This window comes from Ideonella azotifigens (genome assembly GCF_021043325.1).
Lineage (GTDB): Bacteria > Pseudomonadota > Gammaproteobacteria > Burkholderiales > Burkholderiaceae_C > Ideonella > Ideonella azotifigens.
The window spans coordinates 335,756-354,384 of record NZ_JAJNKD010000001.1 but is presented as its reverse complement, the minus strand read 5'-3'; the positions used below and the strand labels follow the sequence as shown (position 1 = coordinate 354,384).

The 18,629-nt window shown below is 67.7% G+C and carries 17 protein-coding genes; 7 read left to right on the top strand and 10 right to left on the bottom strand.

Annotation, left to right across the window (positions count from 1 at the left end; genetic code table 11):
• Window positions 1-37: 37 nt before the first annotated feature.
• Both pedF and LRH25_RS01580 read left to right on the top strand, forming a co-directional pair.
• Complete coding sequence (pedF, locus tag LRH25_RS01585) at window positions 38-529, top strand: cytochrome c-550 PedF (RefSeq protein ID WP_141288126.1); 492 nt, start codon at window positions 38-40, stop codon at window positions 527-529.
• Window positions 530-546: 17 nt separating this feature from the next.
• A complete protein-coding gene (locus LRH25_RS01580) occupies window positions 547-1,401 on the top strand; it encodes a substrate-binding periplasmic protein (protein WP_141288125.1) in 855 nt (284 codons plus the stop codon).
• Between the two features lie 21 nt (window positions 1,402-1,422).
• On the opposite strand, the gene LRH25_RS01575 is transcribed toward LRH25_RS01580, so the two are convergent.
• From LRH25_RS01575 to def, 4 genes are all read right to left on the bottom strand, one after another.
• Complete coding sequence (locus LRH25_RS01575) at window positions 1,423-1,824, bottom strand: hypothetical protein (protein WP_141288124.1); 402 nt, start codon at window positions 1,822-1,824, stop codon at window positions 1,423-1,425.
• 75 nt (window positions 1,825-1,899) lie between these two features.
• Window positions 1,900-2,748 carry a zinc metalloprotease HtpX gene (htpX, locus tag LRH25_RS01570; protein WP_141288123.1) on the bottom strand — a complete coding sequence of 283 codons (849 nt, stop codon included), beginning with the start codon at window positions 2,746-2,748 and terminating at the stop codon, window positions 1,900-1,902.
• A gap of 122 nt (window positions 2,749-2,870) precedes the next feature.
• On the bottom strand, window positions 2,871-3,833 hold the full coding sequence (gene fmt, locus LRH25_RS01565) for a methionyl-tRNA formyltransferase (protein WP_141288127.1): 963 nt from the start codon (window positions 3,831-3,833) through the stop codon (window positions 2,871-2,873).
• Window positions 3,834-3,898: 65 nt separating this feature from the next.
• On the bottom strand, window positions 3,899-4,414 hold the full coding sequence (def, locus tag LRH25_RS01560; protein WP_141288122.1) for a peptide deformylase: 516 nt from the start codon (window positions 4,412-4,414) through the stop codon (window positions 3,899-3,901).
• Between the two features lie 291 nt (window positions 4,415-4,705).
• Between def and LRH25_RS01555 the strand changes: the two genes are divergently transcribed.
• From LRH25_RS01555 to LRH25_RS01545, 3 genes are all read left to right on the top strand, one after another.
• Window positions 4,706-5,848, top strand: coding sequence for a LysM peptidoglycan-binding domain-containing protein (locus LRH25_RS01555; protein WP_141288121.1), 1,143 nt, complete (start codon window positions 4,706-4,708; stop codon window positions 5,846-5,848).
• Between the two features lie 65 nt (window positions 5,849-5,913).
• Entirely contained in the window at window positions 5,914-7,122 is a 1,209-nt protein-coding gene (gene dprA / locus LRH25_RS01550) for a DNA-processing protein DprA (RefSeq protein WP_231010057.1), read from the top strand.
• A gap of 89 nt (window positions 7,123-7,211) precedes the next feature.
• On the top strand, window positions 7,212-7,664 hold the full coding sequence (locus LRH25_RS01545) for a Smg family protein (RefSeq protein WP_141291160.1): 453 nt from the start codon (window positions 7,212-7,214) through the stop codon (window positions 7,662-7,664).
• Between the two features lie 70 nt (window positions 7,665-7,734).
• On the opposite strand, the gene LRH25_RS01540 is transcribed toward LRH25_RS01545, so the two are convergent.
• The 5 genes from LRH25_RS01540 to cadR all read right to left on the bottom strand — a co-directional run bounded on the left by LRH25_RS01540 (window position 7,735) and on the right by cadR (window position 14,568).
• On the bottom strand, window positions 7,735-10,464 hold the full coding sequence (locus tag LRH25_RS01540; protein WP_231010056.1) for a DUF1631 family protein: 2,730 nt from the start codon (window positions 10,462-10,464) through the stop codon (window positions 7,735-7,737).
• A gap of 32 nt (window positions 10,465-10,496) precedes the next feature.
• Window positions 10,497-11,531, bottom strand: coding sequence for a protein translocase subunit SecF (secF, locus tag LRH25_RS01535; RefSeq protein WP_141289267.1), 1,035 nt, complete (start codon window positions 11,529-11,531; stop codon window positions 10,497-10,499).
• A 49-nt stretch (window positions 11,532-11,580) separates the two neighbouring features.
• Window positions 11,581-13,485 (bottom strand): protein translocase subunit SecD, encoded by a 1,905-nt coding sequence (gene secD, locus LRH25_RS01530; protein WP_141289268.1) that lies wholly within the window; start codon window positions 13,483-13,485, stop codon window positions 11,581-11,583.
• Between the two features lie 112 nt (window positions 13,486-13,597).
• The gene (gene yajC / locus LRH25_RS01525) at window positions 13,598-13,870 is read right to left on the bottom strand and encodes a preprotein translocase subunit YajC (protein WP_141289271.1); all 273 of its coding nucleotides are present in this window, start codon (window positions 13,868-13,870) and stop codon (window positions 13,598-13,600) included.
• A gap of 161 nt (window positions 13,871-14,031) precedes the next feature.
• On the bottom strand, window positions 14,032-14,568 hold the full coding sequence (gene cadR / locus LRH25_RS01520) for a Cd(II)/Pb(II)-responsive transcriptional regulator (protein WP_141289269.1): 537 nt from the start codon (window positions 14,566-14,568) through the stop codon (window positions 14,032-14,034).
• 127 nt (window positions 14,569-14,695) lie between these two features.
• On the opposite strand from cadR, the gene LRH25_RS01515 reads away from it, so the two are divergent.
• Window positions 14,696-16,927, top strand: a complete 2,232-nt coding sequence (locus LRH25_RS01515) for a heavy metal translocating P-type ATPase (protein ID WP_231010055.1) — start codon at window positions 14,696-14,698, stop codon at window positions 16,925-16,927.
• A 7-nt stretch (window positions 16,928-16,934) separates the two neighbouring features.
• On the opposite strand, the gene LRH25_RS01510 is transcribed toward LRH25_RS01515, so the two are convergent.
• The gene (locus LRH25_RS01510; RefSeq protein WP_231010054.1) at window positions 16,935-17,681 is read right to left on the bottom strand and encodes a siderophore-interacting protein; all 747 of its coding nucleotides are present in this window, start codon (window positions 17,679-17,681) and stop codon (window positions 16,935-16,937) included.
• Window positions 17,682-17,755: 74 nt separating this feature from the next.
• On the opposite strand from LRH25_RS01510, the gene LRH25_RS01505 reads away from it, so the two are divergent.
• Entirely contained in the window at window positions 17,756-18,229 is a 474-nt protein-coding gene (locus LRH25_RS01505; RefSeq protein ID WP_231010053.1) for a MarR family winged helix-turn-helix transcriptional regulator, read from the top strand.
• The last annotated feature ends 400 nt before the right edge of the window (window positions 18,230-18,629 follow it).

Sequence of the window (18,629 nt, the reverse complement as noted above, 5' to 3'; positions counted from 1 at the left end):
CGCATCCGGCCTCGAACCAAGAACAAGGAGACACACCATGAACCGCCCATCATCCCGCGACAGGCTCGGCCGCTGGGCCCGTCGAAGCATGCTGCTGTGCAGCATCGCCAGCGCCGCCGCCTGGGCCCACGGCGACGTGACGCCACAACCGGTGGACACCACCGGCCTGCCCAATCTGGGCGAAGCCTGGCGGAGTGAAAACCCGTTCAGCGGCAATGAGGTCGCGGTGCGCATCGGCACCTCGGGCTTCAACCAGAACTGCGCCCGCTGTCACGGGCTGGAGGCCATCTCGGGCGGCATTGCGCCCGACCTGCGCCGGCTGGACAACGACTGCGTGGGCATGCAGGGCGCCGAGCTGCGCAAGTCCTGCAAGGCCGAGATGGACGACTACTTCATGACCACCGTGCGCCATGGCCGCAGCCGCAATGGCGCGGTCTACATGCCGCCCTTCGAGGGCGTGCTGAGCCAGGAGGCGCTGTGGACCATCAAGACCTACCTGGAAACCCGGCGCGAAAAACCCCTGCCCTGATGCTGGAGGAGATTCCCATGAGAGACGCTCCCTGGACCCGCCGCGCGCTGCTGCGCGGCCTCGCTGCCACGGCCGCTGCCACGGCCCTCGCCACGCCGATGTGGCCCGCCTCGGCGACCACGCTCGCACAGGTGCGAGAACGCGGCACCCTCAGGTTCGCGATCTACAAGGACATGCCGCCGTTCCATGTGGACGGCCGCGGCATTGACGTGGACCTGGCCCAGGCGCTGGCCGATGCCTTGCAGGTGAAGCTCGCGCTGATGCCGTTCTACGCTGACGACAACATGAACGACGACCTGCGCAACATGGTCTGGAAGGGTCATTACCTGGGCTACGGCCCGGCCGACGTGTTGCTGCATGTGCCGGTGGACGCCCCGTTGATGGAAGCCAATCCGCAAGTGCTTTTGTTCGGCCCCTATTGCCGGGAGCGCGTGGCCATCGCCCGCCGCCTGCAGGCCCTGCCGCGGCTGGACACGCTGGAACCGCTGACCGGACAAGCTGTGGCGGTGCAGGGCCAGTCGCTGGCCGGCTGGCTCTTGATCGGCGCCAACGACGGCATGCTGAGGGAGTCCCTGCACACGCAGTGGAAGGACGGCACCGAGGCGGCCCAGGCGCTGCTGCGCGGTGAGGTGGTGGCGGCCGCCGGCCTGGCCTCGGAGCTGGAGACGGTGATCCGGAACGACCCGCGCTACGCCATCACCCCGTTGCCCATGCCGCGCGCGCCGCGTGACGGCTGGGCGGTGGGTCTGGCCGTCAAACGCGACAGTATGGACCTGGCTCAGGCCCTGACCCAGGCGCTCACCGCGTTGGGCCAGGCCGGCCAGCTGCGCGAGATCTTCGCCAGGCAACACCTGGAATGGCATGCAGCCTGAAGCCCAGCCCGCGGGCCTGGGTCAGTGCGCCGGTTTCTTGGCGTCTTTGGCAGGCTTGGCGTCCTTGCCGTCTTTCCCGGCTTCGCTGGCAGCAGGCTTGCTGTCGTCGGCAGCGTCATCGCCTTCGGGCGGCTTGGGCTTCTTCTCTTCCGGCTTGATCACCGGCACCACCGGTTCGATCTTGTTTTCGCGCATGTAGTCGTCCATCTCCCGCCAGCCGGCGTAGATGGACGCCTTTTCGGCCTTCTTGTTCAGCGTGTAGCAGTCTTCGATGGCGCGGCCAGCGTGGCGGCAGGCCGCACCAATGGCCTTGCCCTCGGCGGACTTCTTCTCGGCAACGACGGTGGCGGACTCGATGCCCAACTGGTCGCAGCCGGCCAGCAGGCTGGCAAGGACAAGGGTAGACACAAGGATGCGGCGCATCCCTGGTCTATCGGCCCGCATCACCGCGGGCTTGAGCCTGCGATGGCCCGATCTGGCGCCGGAAAGCGGGTCTTCTCAGCGTCCCGCGGCCATGGCGAGCAGGCGCTCGACACGCTCCTCGGTCGAAGGATGGGTCGAGAACAGCCCGCGCAGGCCGCCGGCGGAGAGCGGGTTCATGATCATCATCTGCGCGGTTTCCGGGTGGCGCTCGGTGGTTTCCAGCGGCAGGCCTTGCGCTGCGCGGTGGATCTTCTGCAGCGCGGACGCCAGGGCCTGCGGGTCGCCGGAGATCTGCGCGCCACCGCGGTCGGCCTCGAACTCGCGCGAGCGGCTGATGGCCATCTGGATCAGGCTGGCAGCCAGCGGCGCGAGCAGCATCACCAGAATCGAGACGATGGGATTGACCGAGCGGCCTTCACTGTCGCGCCCGCCAAAGAACATCGCGAAATTGGCCAGCATGCTGATGGCGCCGGCCATGGTCGCGCTGATGGTCGAGATCAGGATGTCGCGATGCTTCACGTGCGCCAGCTCGTGCGCCATCACGCCGCGCAACTCGCGCTCGCTGAGCACGCGCAGGATGCCGGTGGTCGCGGCCACCGCGGCGTGTTGCGGGTTGCGGCCGGTGGCAAAGGCATTGGGCGCGTCCTCCTGGATCAGGTAGACCCGCGGCATCGGCAGCTCAGCCCTGGCCGCGAGCTCGCGCACCAGGCGGTAGAACTGCGGCGCGGTGGTTTCGTCGACTTCCTGCGCGTTGTACATGCGCAGGACCATCTTGTCGGAGAACCAGTAGCTGAAGAAATTCATCCCCAGCGCAATCACCAGCGCCAGCACCATGCCTTGCTGGCCGCCCAGCAGCCGGCCAATGATCATGAACAGCGCGGTGATGGCCGCCATCAGCACAGCGGTCTTCATCAGGTTGAACATGGCGAACTTTCCTTCCAGCATCGAAACACACGCGCCAACAGGCGGCGCGACCGACGCGGCCCCATGACCGTGTCGCTGGATCAGATGGCGGCGGACCGCCGAAGTTCAACCGTTGCGCCGGTTCACTCGGGCAACGGCAGGGTCTGTCCGACCTGGCCAGGCTTGGCCTGCAGCAGCGCCGCGACCGGCAAGCGCTTACCGCCAGGCCGCTGGACCTGCCGCAGGGCCAGCGCGCCTTCGCCGCAGGCGATGCGCAATTCGTCGCCCGCTGCCAGGACCTGGCCGGGCTGCACGCCAGCTGGTGCCGGTCGCAACTCGGCCTGCCAGAGCTTCACGAGCTCGCCGTCCCAGACAAAGCTGGCGCCCGGGAACGGGTCAAACGCACGCACCCGGCGCTCGATCAACGCGGCCGGCAGCCGCCAGTCGATCGCGCTTTCGGCCTTGTCGATCTTGTGTGCGTAGGTGATTCCGTCTTCCGGCTGCCGCGTGGCTGGCAGCGGCTCGCCGCGCTGCAGGGTTTGCAGCGCCTGCACGATCAGCTCGCCCCCTTGCGCGGCCAGGCGGTCGTGCAGCGTGGTGGTGCGGTCGCCTGCCTGAATGGGCTGTTCGCCGATCAGCAGCATGTCGCCGGTGTCCAGGCCGGCGTCCATCTGCATGATGGTGATGCCGGTGCACGCATCGCCGGCCTCGATGGCGCGATGAATCGGGGCAGCGCCGCGCCAGCGGGGCAGCAGCGAGGCATGGATGTTCAGGCAGCCCAGGCGCGGCAGGTCCAGGACCCAGGTCGGCAGGATCAGACCGTAGGCAGCGACGATCATCACGTCGGGCGCTGCGGCCAGCAAGGCTTCGCGCGCCGCAGCGGCGTCTTCCGGGTACTTGCCGTCCAGCCGCAAGCTGCGCGGCTGGCTGACCGCCACGCCGTGCTGAAGCGCCAGCGCCTTGACCGGCGAGGCCTGCAGCTTCATGCCGCGGCCGGCCGGGCGGTCTGGCTGGCTCATCACCAGCGGCACTTCGAAGCCGGCGGCCAGCAAGGCCTGCAGTGCCACCGCGGCGAATTCGGGCGTGCCGGCGAACACCAGTTTCAGCGGATGCGGAGCCGAGGCGTCCTGAGAAGACGAAGAATCACCCATGCGCGTCGATTCCGGCGCGCTCAACGGGATTTGGCGTCGTCGCGCGTCTTTTTCAGCATCTTGGTCTTGATGCGGCCTTGCTTGAGCGGGCTCAGGTATTCGACGAACACCTTGCCGGCCAGGTGATCCATTTCATGCTGCACACAGACCGCCGTCAGTCCGTCCGCATCGAATTCGTAGGGCTGGCCGTCACGGCCCAACGCACGCACGGTGACCCTGGCGTGCCGGGGCACCTCGTCATAGATCGTGGGCACGGAGAGGCAACCTTCCTCGCCGACGGTCATCTCGTCGCTGAGCTTCAGCAGCTCCGGGTTGATCAGCACCAGCGGCTGGTCGCGGCCCTCGGAGGTGTCCATCACGATCACGCGGCGGTGCACGTCGACCTGGGTCGCGGCCAGGCCAACACCTTCGGCCTCGTACATCGTGGCCAGCATGTCGTCGACCAGTTGCCGGACTTCGGCGTCCACCGCCAGCACCGGTTCGGCCACCTTGTGCAGGCGGGGATCGGGATATCGAAGAATCGGAAGCAGGGCCATGGTGTCGAAAAGGATGGGAATCGATCTGTCAGCGGTGCGCGAAAAAAGGAGCAAGCGCACTCGCCATTGTTGACCCTGCGCAACGTGCGGTTTCACAACACAGCTGTTTCAGCCTGTTTCGTTAAACCGATTTCATTGCGGCATCAAGGGTTTAGGGGCAGAATTTGCCGGAGTTTCTAGCATTGCCCGCCGGTGGTCATGCGACGGGTGGGCTTCCAGCGCCCGGCCGCCGTCAACCGGAATTGTTGCACTGTCACAAATTTCCGGCTCATCGTCCGGGAGTCTCCATCCATGAGCCGTCTGTCATTCCACTGCCTGCCCCCATTGTTCTTCGCCCTGGCCGGCTCACTGACTGCCTCGGGCGCCTTTGCGGTGGACTACCCCATCACCCCAGGCCAGCGCAGCACTGCGCAGCAGGTGGCCCAGGCCGGTGTGCCGCTGTCCGAGCTGTCGCCCAATGCGCCTGACAGCTACACCATCAAGAAGGGCGACACGCTCTGGGACATCTCCAAGCTGTTCCTGAAGAGCCCGTGGCGCTGGCCCGAGCTCTGGGGCATGAACATGGAGCAGATCCACAACCCGCACCTCATCTACCCGGGTCAGGTGCTGTTCCTGGACAAGTCCAATGGCCGCGCGCGGCTGACGCTGGGCCGCCCGGTGGGCAACGAGGAAAAGCTGTCGCCGCGGGTGCGTTCCGAGCCGCTGATCACCGACGCGATCTCCTCGGTGCCCATGCACCTGATCGGCCCGTTCCTGAACGACGCGGTGGTCTTCGAGACCAACCAGTTGGAACTGTCGCCGCAAATCGTTGCCACCCAGGAAGGCCGCGTGCTGCTTTCGCGCGGTGAAACCGCCTATGTCAAGGGTGACGTGGATGCCGCCCGCAACTGGCAGCTGTTCCGCGAACCCAAGCCGCTGACCGATCCAGAAACCGGCGAGATCCTGGGCTTCGAGGCTCGCCATGTCGGCACCGCAGAGCTGATCGCCAAGCCCGATGTGAGCTCGCTCACCAGCGCCGACGAGATCGCGCCATCGGTCTTCCGCATCAACACGCTGCGCGAAGAAGCCAATGTCGGCGACCACCTGGCGCCGCTGCCCCCGCGCGACACCAGCCCGTTTGCACCGCACGCCCCGTCCAATGGCCTGAAGGGCAGGATCATTGCCGTCTATGGGGATGGCCTGAACGCCGGCCAGAACCAGATCGTGTCGCTGAACCGCGGCCTGCGCGATGGCGTCGAGCGCGGCCATGTGCTGGCGCTTTGGCGCGCCGGCACCCGGCGCCCGGACCCGACCGACAAGAGCAAGATGCTGGTGTTGCCCGACGAGCGCCACGGCCTGCTGTTCGTCTTCCGCGTCTTCGAGCGCGTGTCCTACGCGCTGATCCTGCAAGTGCAGGATCCCGTGCACTCTGGCGACAAGTTCACCCAGCCCTGAGCCCGCAACGACAGGCCGCACTGGCCTGCCGCGATGCGCGCGCCCGCAGCGCCGGCTCCGCCGCCATGAGCACCACGAAGCTGCCCGAGGCTGAAGCCCGAGCCTGGCTGCTGCTGGTGCACACGCCGGGCGCTGGCGGTGAATCGGTTCGCCGCCTGCTGTCCGCGTTTGGCTCGCCACAGGCCGTGCTGGCAGCGCCTCGCAGCGCCTGGCATGAAGTGGCCGGCGCGGCTTGCGCCCAGGCCCTGTCCGCGCCCAATGGCGACACACTGGCACTGGTCGACCGCACGCTGGCCTGGCTGGCCGAGGCGCCGGGCCAGCGCCATTTGCTGACGCTGGGCGACCCCGTTTATCCGGCACCGCTGCTGCAGACCGTCGACCCGCCAGCGCTGCTGTACGCCGTGGGTGACCTGGACCGGCTGCAATACCCGGCGCTGGCCATCGTGGGCAGCCGGGACGCCACGCCGCACGGCTTGGAACACGCACGCCGCTTCGCCGACACCGCCAGCAAGGCCGGCATCTGCGTGGTCTCCGGCCTCGCGCTGGGCATTGACGGTGCGGCGCACGAAGGCGCGCTGGACGGCATGGGCGGCACCATCGCAGTGGTGGGCACCGGGCTGGACCTGATGTACCCGCGCCGCCACCTGGCGCTGGCGCGCAAGATCGCCGAACAAGGCCTGATCCTCAGCGAGTTTGCGCTGGGCACGCCGTCGCTGCCGGCCAATTTCCCGCGCCGCAACCGCATCATTGCCGGACTGGCCCAGGGCACGCTGGTGGTCGAGGCCACGCTGCATTCCGGCTCGCTGATCACCGCCAAGCTGGCACTGGATGCCGGCCGCGAAGTCATGGCCCTGCCCGGCGCCATCGGTTCGGCCCAGTCGCGCGGTTGCCATCAGCTGATCAAGGATGGTGCGGCGTTGATCGAGTCGCCGCAGGAGTTGCTCGAACTACTGGGCTGGGCCGCGCCGACACCGCCGCCCGAAGGCAGCCGGCCGCGCGTGCGTCGCGGCAGCGCGCACCCGGTGCGCACCACGGGTGCAGTCGCCTGGAATCCGCAGACGCCCAAGCCCAAAGCGCAGGCCCCAGCGCCTCGGCCTGACAAGGAAGACCCGCTGCTGACTGCCATGGGGCACGAGGCAGCGACGGTGGACGCACTGGTCGCCCGCACCGGTTGGCCTGCCGACCGGCTGCTGGCCAGGCTGCTCGAGCTGGAGCTGGACGGCCTGGTCGTGCGGCTGCCCGGCGGGCTGCTGCAGCGCCGCGCGACGACCTGAAACAGGCCCCACGCGGTGCGCCAAACACCCGGCTGGCAGGCCGGCTTCTTTGCACCAGTGTGTCAAGCGCAAACAGGTATAGTCAGTTCATGTTCGATGTTCTGGTCTACCTGTACGAAAACTACTGGCGGCCCGATGCCTGCCCGGATCACGACCAGTTGACGCGAAAGCTGTCGGCTGTCGGGTTCGAGTCCGACGAGATCCAGGAAGCTTTGAGCTGGCTGGATGGCCTGGCCGCCACTGCCGACAGCACCCAAAGTGCGCCGCAAAGTCCGCAAAGCCTGCGGGTCTACCTGCCGCGCGAACTGGACTTGCTGGGTGATGAATCGGTGGGATTCATCAGTTTTCTGGAATCGGCGGGGGTTTTGCCACCGCCCATGCGTGAACGCGTGATCGATCGGGCCACCGCCGTCGGCAGCCCGCTGACGCTGGATGACCTGAAGATCATCGTGCTGATGGTGTTCTGGAGCCAGGGCGAAGAACCCGACGCGCTGATCCTGGACGAACTCTTCGTCGCGCCGGAAGACCGGCTGATCCACTGACCCCGGCCCCACGAACCTACACAAGACAAAGCCCGGCATGCCGGGCTTTGGTGCTTTCAGGCGGCAGGTTTCACGCGTCGGCCATCAGGCGAGAGGGATCGGCACTGAGCTTGCGCAGCGCGTCGCGCGTCGCCGAAATCGTCAGCGACTCGTCCTGCACCGGCACCAGCAAGCCCGCCTGCAGGAAAGCCGCCAGCCGGGTTTTCTGGAACAACACGCAACGCCCTTGCGAACCGACAAACAAAGACAGCTGCTTGTGCATGCCCTGCCACGACAGCCGAACCGTTTCGCGGCGGCCACGCAACTCCAGCGTGTAGGCGCTGCCCGGCTGCAGTTGCGCCGCAGCGGCCAGCATCGACGGCCCAGGCATCGAGCCGCCTTCGGAGACGATTTCAAGCCCCTCGTTGCGGTGGTTGGCCTCGTCCAGCACCCAGGAATCGTCCAGCTCGAGATCGTCGTCCGGCATCAGTTCCTCGATCGTCGCCAGCCGCTGCTTCAGGTGTTCGAGCTGTTCCGGGCTGACTGACGTGGCGCGTGCGCTGAAGGCCGCCGTGAGGGCCAGATTCAGTGCCTTGACGGCATCTTCCTGCTTGCGCGCATCCAGGCCCGCGGCGTTCATGCCACGCCGGATCACGCCCAGCAGCGGTGGCAGCCGGCGAATGACCTCGGCGCGTTCCTCGCGCGTGGTCTTGGAGCCCGCCGCCCACATCAGGTCGGCTGCAGCGTCGCGCACCGTCTTCACCTCGTGGCTGTGCGGGCCGTGCCGCACCGCGGTGGTCGCCAGCACGTCGGCCCAGATGTGGAACAGGAAGTCGCGCACGCCCTCCTGCACCGGCAGCTCGTTGAGCATCTTGCGCAACTCGATCGTGTACTGGATCGCCAGCGTCTCGCGTTGCTCGATCTGCTGCGCCAGCGACACGCCGGCCTTGGTCGCATCGTTGCGCTCGCTGAAATAGCGCTCCAGGAATTTCTCGAATTCGCTCAGCACGGCCTGGAACACACGCCGGCCCGTGTCGGGGAAAGCCTCGACGACCTGCACCACGCGGCGGATCTCGGCTTCCAGCGGCGTGCCGATGACCTCCGCATCGCCCTCGAAACCCATCACGCAGGCGCCCAGGCGGTCGATCAGCCGGCGCGCCGGGTGGTCGGCACCGGAGAAGAAATCGGGTTCGGCCAGCGCCACCCGCAGCACCGGCATCTGCAGCCGGGCAAACCAGATGCGCAGCAGCGCGGGAATGCGCTCGTCGGTCAGGATGCTCTGGAACAGCAGCGCCACCAACTCGACCGTGGCCCGCTCTTCCGGCGTGGCCGCGGCCTGCTTGAGCGTCTGCTGGCGCTCACGAAGCTCGGCCACAAGTTGGGCCGGCGAGGCCAGCAATTCGCCGCTGGGACCCACACCGCCAGCCGCCTGCTGCGCCTCGACCTGGGCCACCACGCGGATCTGCGCCTGGGCCATGGCTTGTGACAGCTGCTGCGACGGGCCACGGCCGGGCGCCTGGTCTCGGAAACCGGGCAGGTGGCGCTCAAGGATGTCGCTGAACTGGCCCAGCACGGCTTCAGCGCGCTGCAACGCCCCGCCACCGGCCTGGCGAGTCATCATGCGGGTTTCGTCGTCCAGCCCGCCGCTCATGCCGGTGGAGGCACCCGTGTGGTAACCGGTGCTGTAACCCCCGATGCCGCCGACACCGCCGCCCGCGCGCCCGGGGCCGCCCGGCCCGCCAGGGCCGGTTGCAATGCCGCCCGCACCCGGTGGGGTCGCACCACCCGGACCGGTGGTCCAGCCGCCCTGCCCGCCCTGTCCTTCGGCCATTTCGCCGCCGGGCCCATCCTGGCCAGGGGCGCCGGCAACACCGGTTCGATAGCCCGCAGCCTGTGGCCGCATGGACAAACCGGGTCCACCCGCACCGCCGCGCGCCACCGCGCCGCCTTGCGGCTGGCCACCCTGGGCACGCTGGCCGGATGGGTGCTGGCCGCCCTGGCCGCTACCTTGCGACAGCGAAGCCGGCATGACCCGGCTGATGTTGGGGCCCAGTGGCTGGGGTTCGCTCCAGCCGGAGCTGTCGGACTGGGTGCTGGGTCCGGACGTGGTGGAAGGTGCGCCGCTGGTGGTGTCCAGCGGCGTGGGGCTGGTGCTGGTGCCGTCGGAGCGGCGGATGAAGGGTCGCAGGTCGACGCGGGGCAGCACGCCACGTTCAATCAACCACTGATTGGTCGCGTGAAAGGCTTTTTCGACGTGCTCGGAACAGGCCTTGTGCAGCACGTTCTCCAGCATGCGCCAGCTCTCCAGCGTCAGCCCGGCTTCCAGCCAGGCCTTCAGCATGCCGCGCGCCACGACTTGCGGGCGGAACAGGTCGTCGTCGTCCAGGTCGCTCTGGCCGGACAGATCGGTCAGCCGCGCGCGCAGGTCGGCAAATTCCCAGGTCGTGCGGTCCAGCACGGCCAGCGTGAGCCGGGAGATCAGGATGTTGCGCTGGATGGTCGCGTCGTCGACCAGTTGCAGCCCGCCGCCGCCAGCAAAGGCGCCAGCGAACTCGGCCAGCGTGGTGTGCGGTGCTTCCGGCAAGAGCTTGGCGCGAAGCGTGCTGGCGACCAGCGGCAACCACTGGCTGCCATTGCGCATCAGGTCCTGCAGCGTGTCCTGGCGCAGCTGCATCACCGCGCGCTCGGCAGTCTGGTCCAGCAGCACATGCGCCTCGGCGATCGCAGCCTCACGCAGCGGCTGCAAGTCCTTCAAGACCTGGTCGGCAAAGAAATGCCGGGCCTGGTCTATCGTGGGGGCGCCGGCAACTGCGTCAGGCATGAATCCGTATCTGTTCGAGTGGACTTTCCACTCTACACCACCGCTCCGCTGTTCGGATCGTTCGGATCACCTTCCTTGGCCGCCGAGAACTTGATCAAGTCCTCTCGCTTGACGCCCAGCCACATCGCAATGGCCGCGGCGACGAACACCGACGAATAGATGCCGAACAGGATGCCGATGGTCAGCGCAATCGCGAAGTAGTGCAGCGTGGGGCCACCAAACACCAGCATCGACAGCACCATCATTTCGGTACAACCGTGGGTGATGATGGTGCGGCTCATCGTCGACGTGATCGCGTGGTCGATCACCTCGTGGGTGCTCATCTTGCGGTACTTGCGGAAGGCCTCGCGGATCCGGTCGAAGATGACCACCGACTCGTTCACCGAGTAGCCCAGCACCGCCAGCACCGCCGCCAGCACCGAGAGCGAGAACTCCCACTGGAAGAAGGCGAAGAAGCCCAGGATGATGACCACGTCGTGCAGGTTGGCGATGATCGCGGCGACCGCGAACTTCCACTCGAAGCGGATCGCAAGATAGGCCATGATGCCCAGCACGACGAAGATCAGCGCCTTGCCGCCGTCCCAGGCCAGCTCTTCGCCGACCGACGGGCCGACGAACTCGGTGCGCGAGAGCTTCAGCGGCTCGGCACCGGCCACTTCGCAAGCCTTGCGGCTCACCTGCTCGCCTTGTGGCGTGGTGTATTGGCGGTCAGCCACCTGGCCGGATTCAGCGTGGCACAGCTCGGCAAACACGTTGCTGGCCATGTCGGCAGCCTTGGTGGTCTTGCTGACCGGCAGGCGGATCATCACGTCATGCGAGGTGCCGAAATTCTGCACCTGCACTTCGCCAAAACCCATCTTCTCGACCACCTCGCGGGTGCGGGCCAGGTCGGCGGCCTGGGTGTAGGCCACCTCCAGCACTGTGCCGCCGGTGAACTCGTTGGAGAAGTGCAGGCCGCGCGTGACCAGGAAGAACACGGCGGCGACGAAGGTCAGCGCCGAGATAGCGTTGAACACCAGCGCATGCCGCATGAACGGGATGTCGCGCCGGATACGGAAGAATTCCATGGCAGAACCTCTGGGAGAACGTTGCTTGCGGGGCTGCGGCAGAAGCCTGTCAGCTGGCGTCGGAGGGTTGGACCTCGGTCGATGTCGAGGCGCCAGCGGCACCCGCCGGGCGCCAGATCTGGCCGATGGAAACCGACTTGAGCTTCTTCTGGCGGCCGTACCAGAGGTTCACCAGGCCACGCGAGAACATCACCGCGGAGAACATCGAGGTCACGATGCCCAGGCAGTGCACCACCGCAAAGCCGCGCACCGGGCCGGAACCGAAGGCCAGCAGCGCAACGCCGGCGATCAGCGTCGTGATGTTGGAGTCCAGGATGGTGGCAAACGCACGCTCGTAGCCGGCGTGGATCGCCGCCTGCGGCGAGCTGCCATTGCGCAATTCCTCGCGCACCCGCTCGTTGATCAGCACGTTGGCGTCGATGGCCATGCCCAGCGCCAGCGCAATGGCGGCAATGCCGGGCAGCGTCAGCGTGGCCTGCATCATCGACAGCATGGCCACCAGCATCAGCAGGTTGAAGGCCAAGGCCAGCGTGGAGAACACGCCGAACAGCAGGTAGTACAGGCACATGAACACGGCGATCGCCGCGAAGCCATAGGTCAGGCTGTGGAAGCCCTTGGCAATGTTGTCGGCGCCCAGGCTGGGGCCGATGGTGCGTTCTTCGATGATTTCCATCGGCGCGGCCAGCGAGCCAGCGCGCAGCAGCAGCGCGGTGTCGGTGGCTTCCTGGGTTGTCATGCTGCCCGAGATCTGGAAGCTGGCACCCAGCTCGCCGCGGATCACCGGCGCGGTGATGACCTCGCCCTTGCCCTTCTCGAACAGCAGGATGGCCATGCGCTTGCCGACGTTGTCGCGCGAGATGTCGCGCATGATGCGCGTGCCCTTGGCATCGACCTTCAGGTGCACGGCCGGCTGCTGGTGGTCGTCGAAGCCGGGTTGCGCGTCGGCCAGGTTGTCGCCGGTGAGGATGACCTGGCGCTTGACGATCAGCGGGCGCCCCCCACGCTCGACGTAGCGCTCGGTGCCAAACGGCACCGGCCCGCTGCCGGTGGCCGCCGCAGCGGCTTCGGCGCTGTCGTCGACCATGCGCAGTTCCAGCGTCGCGGTGCGGCCGATGATGTCCTTGGCCTTGGCGGTGTCCTGCACGCCAGGCAGTTGCACGACGACCCGGTCCAGCCCCTGCTGCTGGATCACCGGCTCGGCCACGCCGAGTTCGTTGACCCGGTTGTGCAGCGTGGTGATGTTCTGCTTGAGCGCAGCCTGCTGCACCTTGATGGCCTCGGCGGGCTTGAGCGCGCCGCTCAGCGACAGGTCACCATTCGCGCCGGCCTGTGGCGTCCACTGCACATCGGGCAGGCTGTCGCTCAGCAGGCCCAGCGCGGTGCTGCGGGTGGCCTCGTCGCGGAAGTTGACGGTGACCGTGTTGCCATCGCGCGAGATGCCGGAATGGCGCACATTCTTGTCGCGCAGCAGCGTGCGGATGTCACCGGTCAGCGATTCGGCCTTCTTGGTCAGCGCCGCCTTCATGTCGACCTGCATCAGGAAGTGCACGCCCCCCTGCAGGTCCAGGCCCAGGTTCATCGGCAGCGCATGCAGGCTCGCCAGCCACTGCGGCGAGCGCGACACCAGGTTCAGCGCAACGATGTACGACGGATCAGCCGGATCGGCGTTCAGCGCCTTGCCGATCACGTCCTTGGCCTTGAGCTGCGCATCCGTGTCGGCCAGGCGCGCGCGCACCGAGTTGCCTTCCAGCTGCACGTAGTCGGGCTTCAGCCCGGCGGCGTCCAGCGCCTGCTGCACCCGGCCAACCAGCGAGCCGTCGACCTTGACAACGACCTTGCCGCTGGAAACCTGCACCGCTGGCGACTGGCCGAACAGGTTGGGCAGCGTGTAGACCAGGCCGATGACCAGCGCGAACGCCAGCAGCACGTATTTCCACAGAGGGTAGCGATTCATGGGCAGTTCGCGGGCTGGGACACAGCCCGCGCCATGTGACGACGGCCCGCCAAGGCGGGCCGACCGGATTCAGAAGGCAAAGAAACGAAAAGGCGGACGCCAGCGGCGCAGCTTATTTCATCGAACCCTTGGGCAGCACCTGCACGACGGTGTGGCGCTGCACCTGGACTTCCACATCCTTGGCGATCTCGACAAACAGGATGCTTTCAGAGACCTTGCTGATGCGGCCCAGCAGCCCGCCGCCGATGACGACTTCATCGCCCTTGGCCAGCGCCTCGATCATGGCCTTCAGCTCCTTCTGGCGCTTCATCTGTGGCCGGATCATGATGAAGTACATCACCACGAAAATGCCGACCATCGGCAGGAACTGGACCAGACCGGACATGCCGCCAGCGGCCTGGGCAAGAGAAACAGAAGAGATCGACACGTGAATTCCTTGTGGGAGAGTGTGGTCGCCGCGAGGCGGCCACGCAAAAGGCCCGCGGCACCGACCAGAGTCTTGCTCGAAGACCCGGGGCGCACGGCAACCGCCGATTGTAGGACCCGCTAGGACCCTTGCCCCGACGACAGGTTCAAGCCCGCCTGGATGGCCTGCACCGGCTCGTGGACATGGGCTGCATGGGCCGGTCCACCATGCACCGCCCGCAGGTGGCCGCCGGCCTTGTTGCCCTGCACAGGTGCCACTTCGCGCGCGGCCGATTCCAGCCCGGACAGGATGCCGCACTGCGCCGCCGCCGAAGCACCGCTGCACTGCTCGCGCAAGGCCTTCAGCTGCTTTTCCAGTTGGCGCAGCTCGCGGATGCGCTGGCTGACATGGCCGATGTGCGCGTCCAGCAGCTGGTTCACGTCATGGCAGTCGCCGCCGGGCGCGTCCTTGAAGCGCAGCAACTGCCGCACCTCGTCCAGCGACATGTCCAGCCCGCGGCAGTGGCGAATGAACTGCAGCCGCGCCAGATGCTCCGGCAGGTAGACCCGGAAATTGCCCTCGGTGCGCGCAGGCGCCGGCAGCAGCCCTTGCCGCTCGTAGTAGCGGATGGTCTCCACCGGCGTGGCAGCCGCCTCGGCCAGAACGCCAATCTTCATCTTCGTGACCCTCAAGTCTGGGTGCGGCAATTCTAGGCAGCCAGGCCGCTTCTCCCTGCTGGCGGCAGCGGCTTGACTCTGGAGTGGCTACAGGCTTTCCAATCCGGCCAACGCTCTGGAAACCGCCATGTCCACCCACACCGCCCGGCCGCACGACCACGACCACGACCACGATCACGCGCCAGCGCCCGCCGCGTCCTGTGGTGGCTGCTGCGCCCACGAAGCAGCGCCTTTGCGAGCAGCCACCGCCGCCGCGCCGGGTCAGTTGCTGCTGCGCATCCCGGACATGGATTGCCCCGTCGAGGAAAACCAGATCCGCGCGGCGCTGGCCACGTTTGGCGCCATCGAGCAGCTGAAGTTCGACCTGCCGGCGCGGGCGCTGGCGATCTCAGTTCCGGCCGAGGCCTGGCCCGGCGTGGTCTCTGCCATCCAGGCCGCGGGCTTCGCCACCGAAACCCTGTCCGCCCCATTGCCTGCCGACACCGGCCGACAGGCCCTGCGGCGCGAGACGCTGCGCCTGGTCGCCGCATTGGTGATTGCGGCCGGCGCCGAGTTGCTGGACCTGCTCGCACCCGCCACGCCCATCCTGCAGGCGCTGGGCATGGGCCTGGCCGCCTTGGCCATTGCGCTGGCGGGCTTCAGCGTGCTGCGCAAGGGCCTGGCCGCCTGGCGCCGGCTGCAGCTGAACATCAGCGCACTGATGACGGTGGCAGTGCTGGGCGCGTTTGCGATTGGCGCCTGGCCCGAGGCGGCGATGGTGATGGCGCTGTATTCACTGGCCGAGCTGATCGAGGCGCGGGCGGTGGACCGGGCCCGCGGCGCGATCCAGAACCTGATGGCGCTCACCCCCGAAGAAGCCGAGGTGCGCCAGCCCGATGGCAGCTGGCAACGTCGGGCGCTGGCCCAGGTCGCCATTGGCGCGGTGCTGCGCGTGAAGCCGGGCGAGCGCCTGCCGCTGGACGGCGTGGTGCTGAGCGGCCAGGGCGCGGTGGACCAGGCCGCCATCACCGGCGAAAGCGTGCCGGTGGACAAGGCGCCGGGCGACACCGTCTTCGCCGGCACCGTGAACCAGGGCAGCGCACTGGAGATCCGCAGCACCCAGCCGGCGACCGACACGCTGCTGGCCCGCATCATCCGCGCGGTTGAACACGCCCAGGGCCAGCGCGCGCCAACCCAGCGCCTGGTCGACCGGCTTGCGGCGGTCTACACGCCCGCCGTGTTCGCCATTGCCGCGGCCGTCGCGCTGGGCATGCCACTGCTGCTGGACACGCCCTGGCTGCAGGCAGCCTACAAGGCGCTGGTGCTGCTGGTCATCGCCTGCCCATGCGCGCTGGTGATCTCCACGCCGGTCACCGTCGTCAGCGGCCTGGCCGCCGCCGCGCGGCGCGGCATCCTGATCAAGGGTGGCGTGCACCTGGAGCAGGCCCGGCTGCTGCGCAGCGTGGCGCTGGACAAGACCGGCACGCTGACACGCGGCGAGCCGAAGCTGGTCGCGCAACAGGTGTTTGGCAGTGACGAGGCTGTGGTGCTGGGCTGGGCCCGCAGCCTGGCGGCGCGCTCGGACCATCCGGTCTCCCGCGCCATTGCCGCCGGCCTGGCGCAGGCCAGCACGGCCGAAGTGGAAGGCTTCAGCGCCGCGCCGGGGCGTGGCGTGCAAGCCAGCATCGCAGGTCAAACGCTGCGGCTTGGCAATGCGCGCTGGATGCGGGAAGCGGGCCTGCTGACACCGGCCGTCGAGGCCGCGATGCAGGCCCACGAACAAGCCGGCCGCAGCGTCACGCTGCTGGCCGATGCACGGACAGTGCGCGCCCTGCTGGCGGTGGCCGACACGGTCAAAGCCCATGCGGCCGAAGCCGTGGCCGAGCTGAAGGCGCTGGGGGTGACGCCGGTGATGCTGAGCGGCGACAACGCGGCCACGGCGCAGGCCATTGCCGCGGGTGTCGGCATTCAGGACGTGCGCGCCCCCTTGCTGCCCGAGGACAAGTTGAAGGCGATCGAAGCCTTGCAGGCACAGGGGCCGGTGGCAATGGTCGGCGACGGCATCAACGACGCGCCGGCCCTGGCCCGTGCCAGCCTGGGCTTTGCGATGGGCGGCGCCGGCACGGACGTCGCCATCGAGGCGGCCGACGTGGTCATCATGAACGACGACCTGCGGCGCGTGCCCGAGATGCTGCGGCTGTCGCGCCGCACGCATGCCGTGCTGTGTCAGAACATCGCGCTGGCGCTGGGCATCAAGGCGGTGTTCCTGGCGCTGGCAGTGGCCGGCCAGGCGACCATGTGGATGGCGGTGTTCGCTGACATGGGCGCCAGCCTGCTGGTGGTCGGCAACGGGCTGCGGCTGCTGCGCTTCGGGCGCTGAACGGCGCTCAGGCCTCGGCCGGCGGCGCATCCGCGCCATGGCCGGCGTGCCAGTACGCGGCCGCGCGGATCGCGTGCTTGTCGTGGCCTTTTTCGTCGACCAGCAAGCGGCGCAGTTCGGCCATGAGGCCGCCTTCGCCGCCGCCCCACACGTAGCCTTCGCCAGCCGGCAGCGCCCACGCGCGGATGGCAGCCAAGCAGGCCTCAGCATCGTCCACCCATTGCACGTCCAGCTGCGCCGCGCTGCTCAGCGGCCGGCGGTCGGCTTCGGGCACCTGGCCGATCACCGTCACGCGGGTGCCGGCTGGCAGTTCTTCAAGGCGGCGGCAGATCGCCGGCAGCGCGGTTTCGTCGCCCACCAGCAAATGCCAGGCGTAGTCCACCGGCACCAGGAAAGAGCCCCGCGGGCCGCCGATGCGCACGTGCTGGCCCACGGCGGCCTGCTCAGCCCAGGTGGCGGCTGGGCCGTCGCCATGCAGCGCGAATTCCAGCGTCAGCTCGCCACTTGCGGCGTCGAAGCGAGGCGTGTAGTCGCGCCGGGCTTCTTCGCCGTTGGCCTGGGCGATGAACAGCTTGATGTGGTCGTCGAAGGCCGGGCTGGTGAAGTCCTCCAGCGGCCCCTTGAACACCACGGCGCGCATGTGCGGCGTGATGTCAGAAACACGCACCACTTCCAGCTCGCGGAATTTCAGCTCATGCCGCACACGCTGCACGCGCTTGGCGGATGGATTCGGATCGGCAACATCAGTGCGCATGGTCAGGCGGTTTGAATTGATTGACAATGTCATCCATCATGCGCAAATCAATTGACAATGTCAACCAAAAGGCTTTGAGCACCGCAAGCCCGAAAGAGGCTCTCGGCGAAGAGCTGATGGAGCTGGTGCACACTGTGATGCACCAGCTGCGCTCGGCCCAGTACCAGGCGCTGCGCGACAGCGAAGCCCTGTCGAAGCTGACCCACCTGGAGAGCAAGGTGCTGGGCTTTTTCGGCAGGCGGCCGGGCAGCACGCAGAGCGACCTGGCACAGCACAGCGGCCGCGACAAGGCCCAGCTGGCTCGCATGATCAAGGGCCTGCGCGACCGCGGCCTGCTGGCGGCCGAAGCCGATCCGCAGGACCGCCGCCACCAGCACCTGCGCCTGACGCCTGCCGCCGAAGCGCTGATGGAAAGTCTCGATGCGCAAGGCCGCACCCTTGGCCGCCAGGCCGTGACCGGGCTGTCAGCCGCCGAGCAGGCTCAGCTGCTGAGCCTGATGCGGCGCGTGCACGACAACTTGCAGGCCGAAGGCGGCGACGTCGCGTGAACGCGACCTCACGGCTTGCAAGGCTTTCAGCGCCGGCAGACAATCTGGCCATCATGAAGATTACTCACGCCATCCAGGCAGCCCCCACTGCCGCCTTGCTCGCCCTCTGACAGCGACTGGATCGCGTACGGAAGGCGCCCTGCCTTCCGTGTGCCCAAGACACGACCCGGCAGGCCCCGTCCTCCCGGGTTGTTTTGTTTTCCGGGCCTGATTTTTCTTCTCTCACTCCTGCCATGCGCACCTACGACAAGCTGATTGCGACGATTCCCGCCCGCCGGAGCGTGGGCTTCGTTTCGCCGCGCCTGCGCTTCGGCTGCAGCAGCTTCTTCCTCCTCTCGCGCTAGCCCAGTTGGCAATGTCTTCATTGCCGGGCTGGCGCACCAGTCACCCGGCGGTCCGT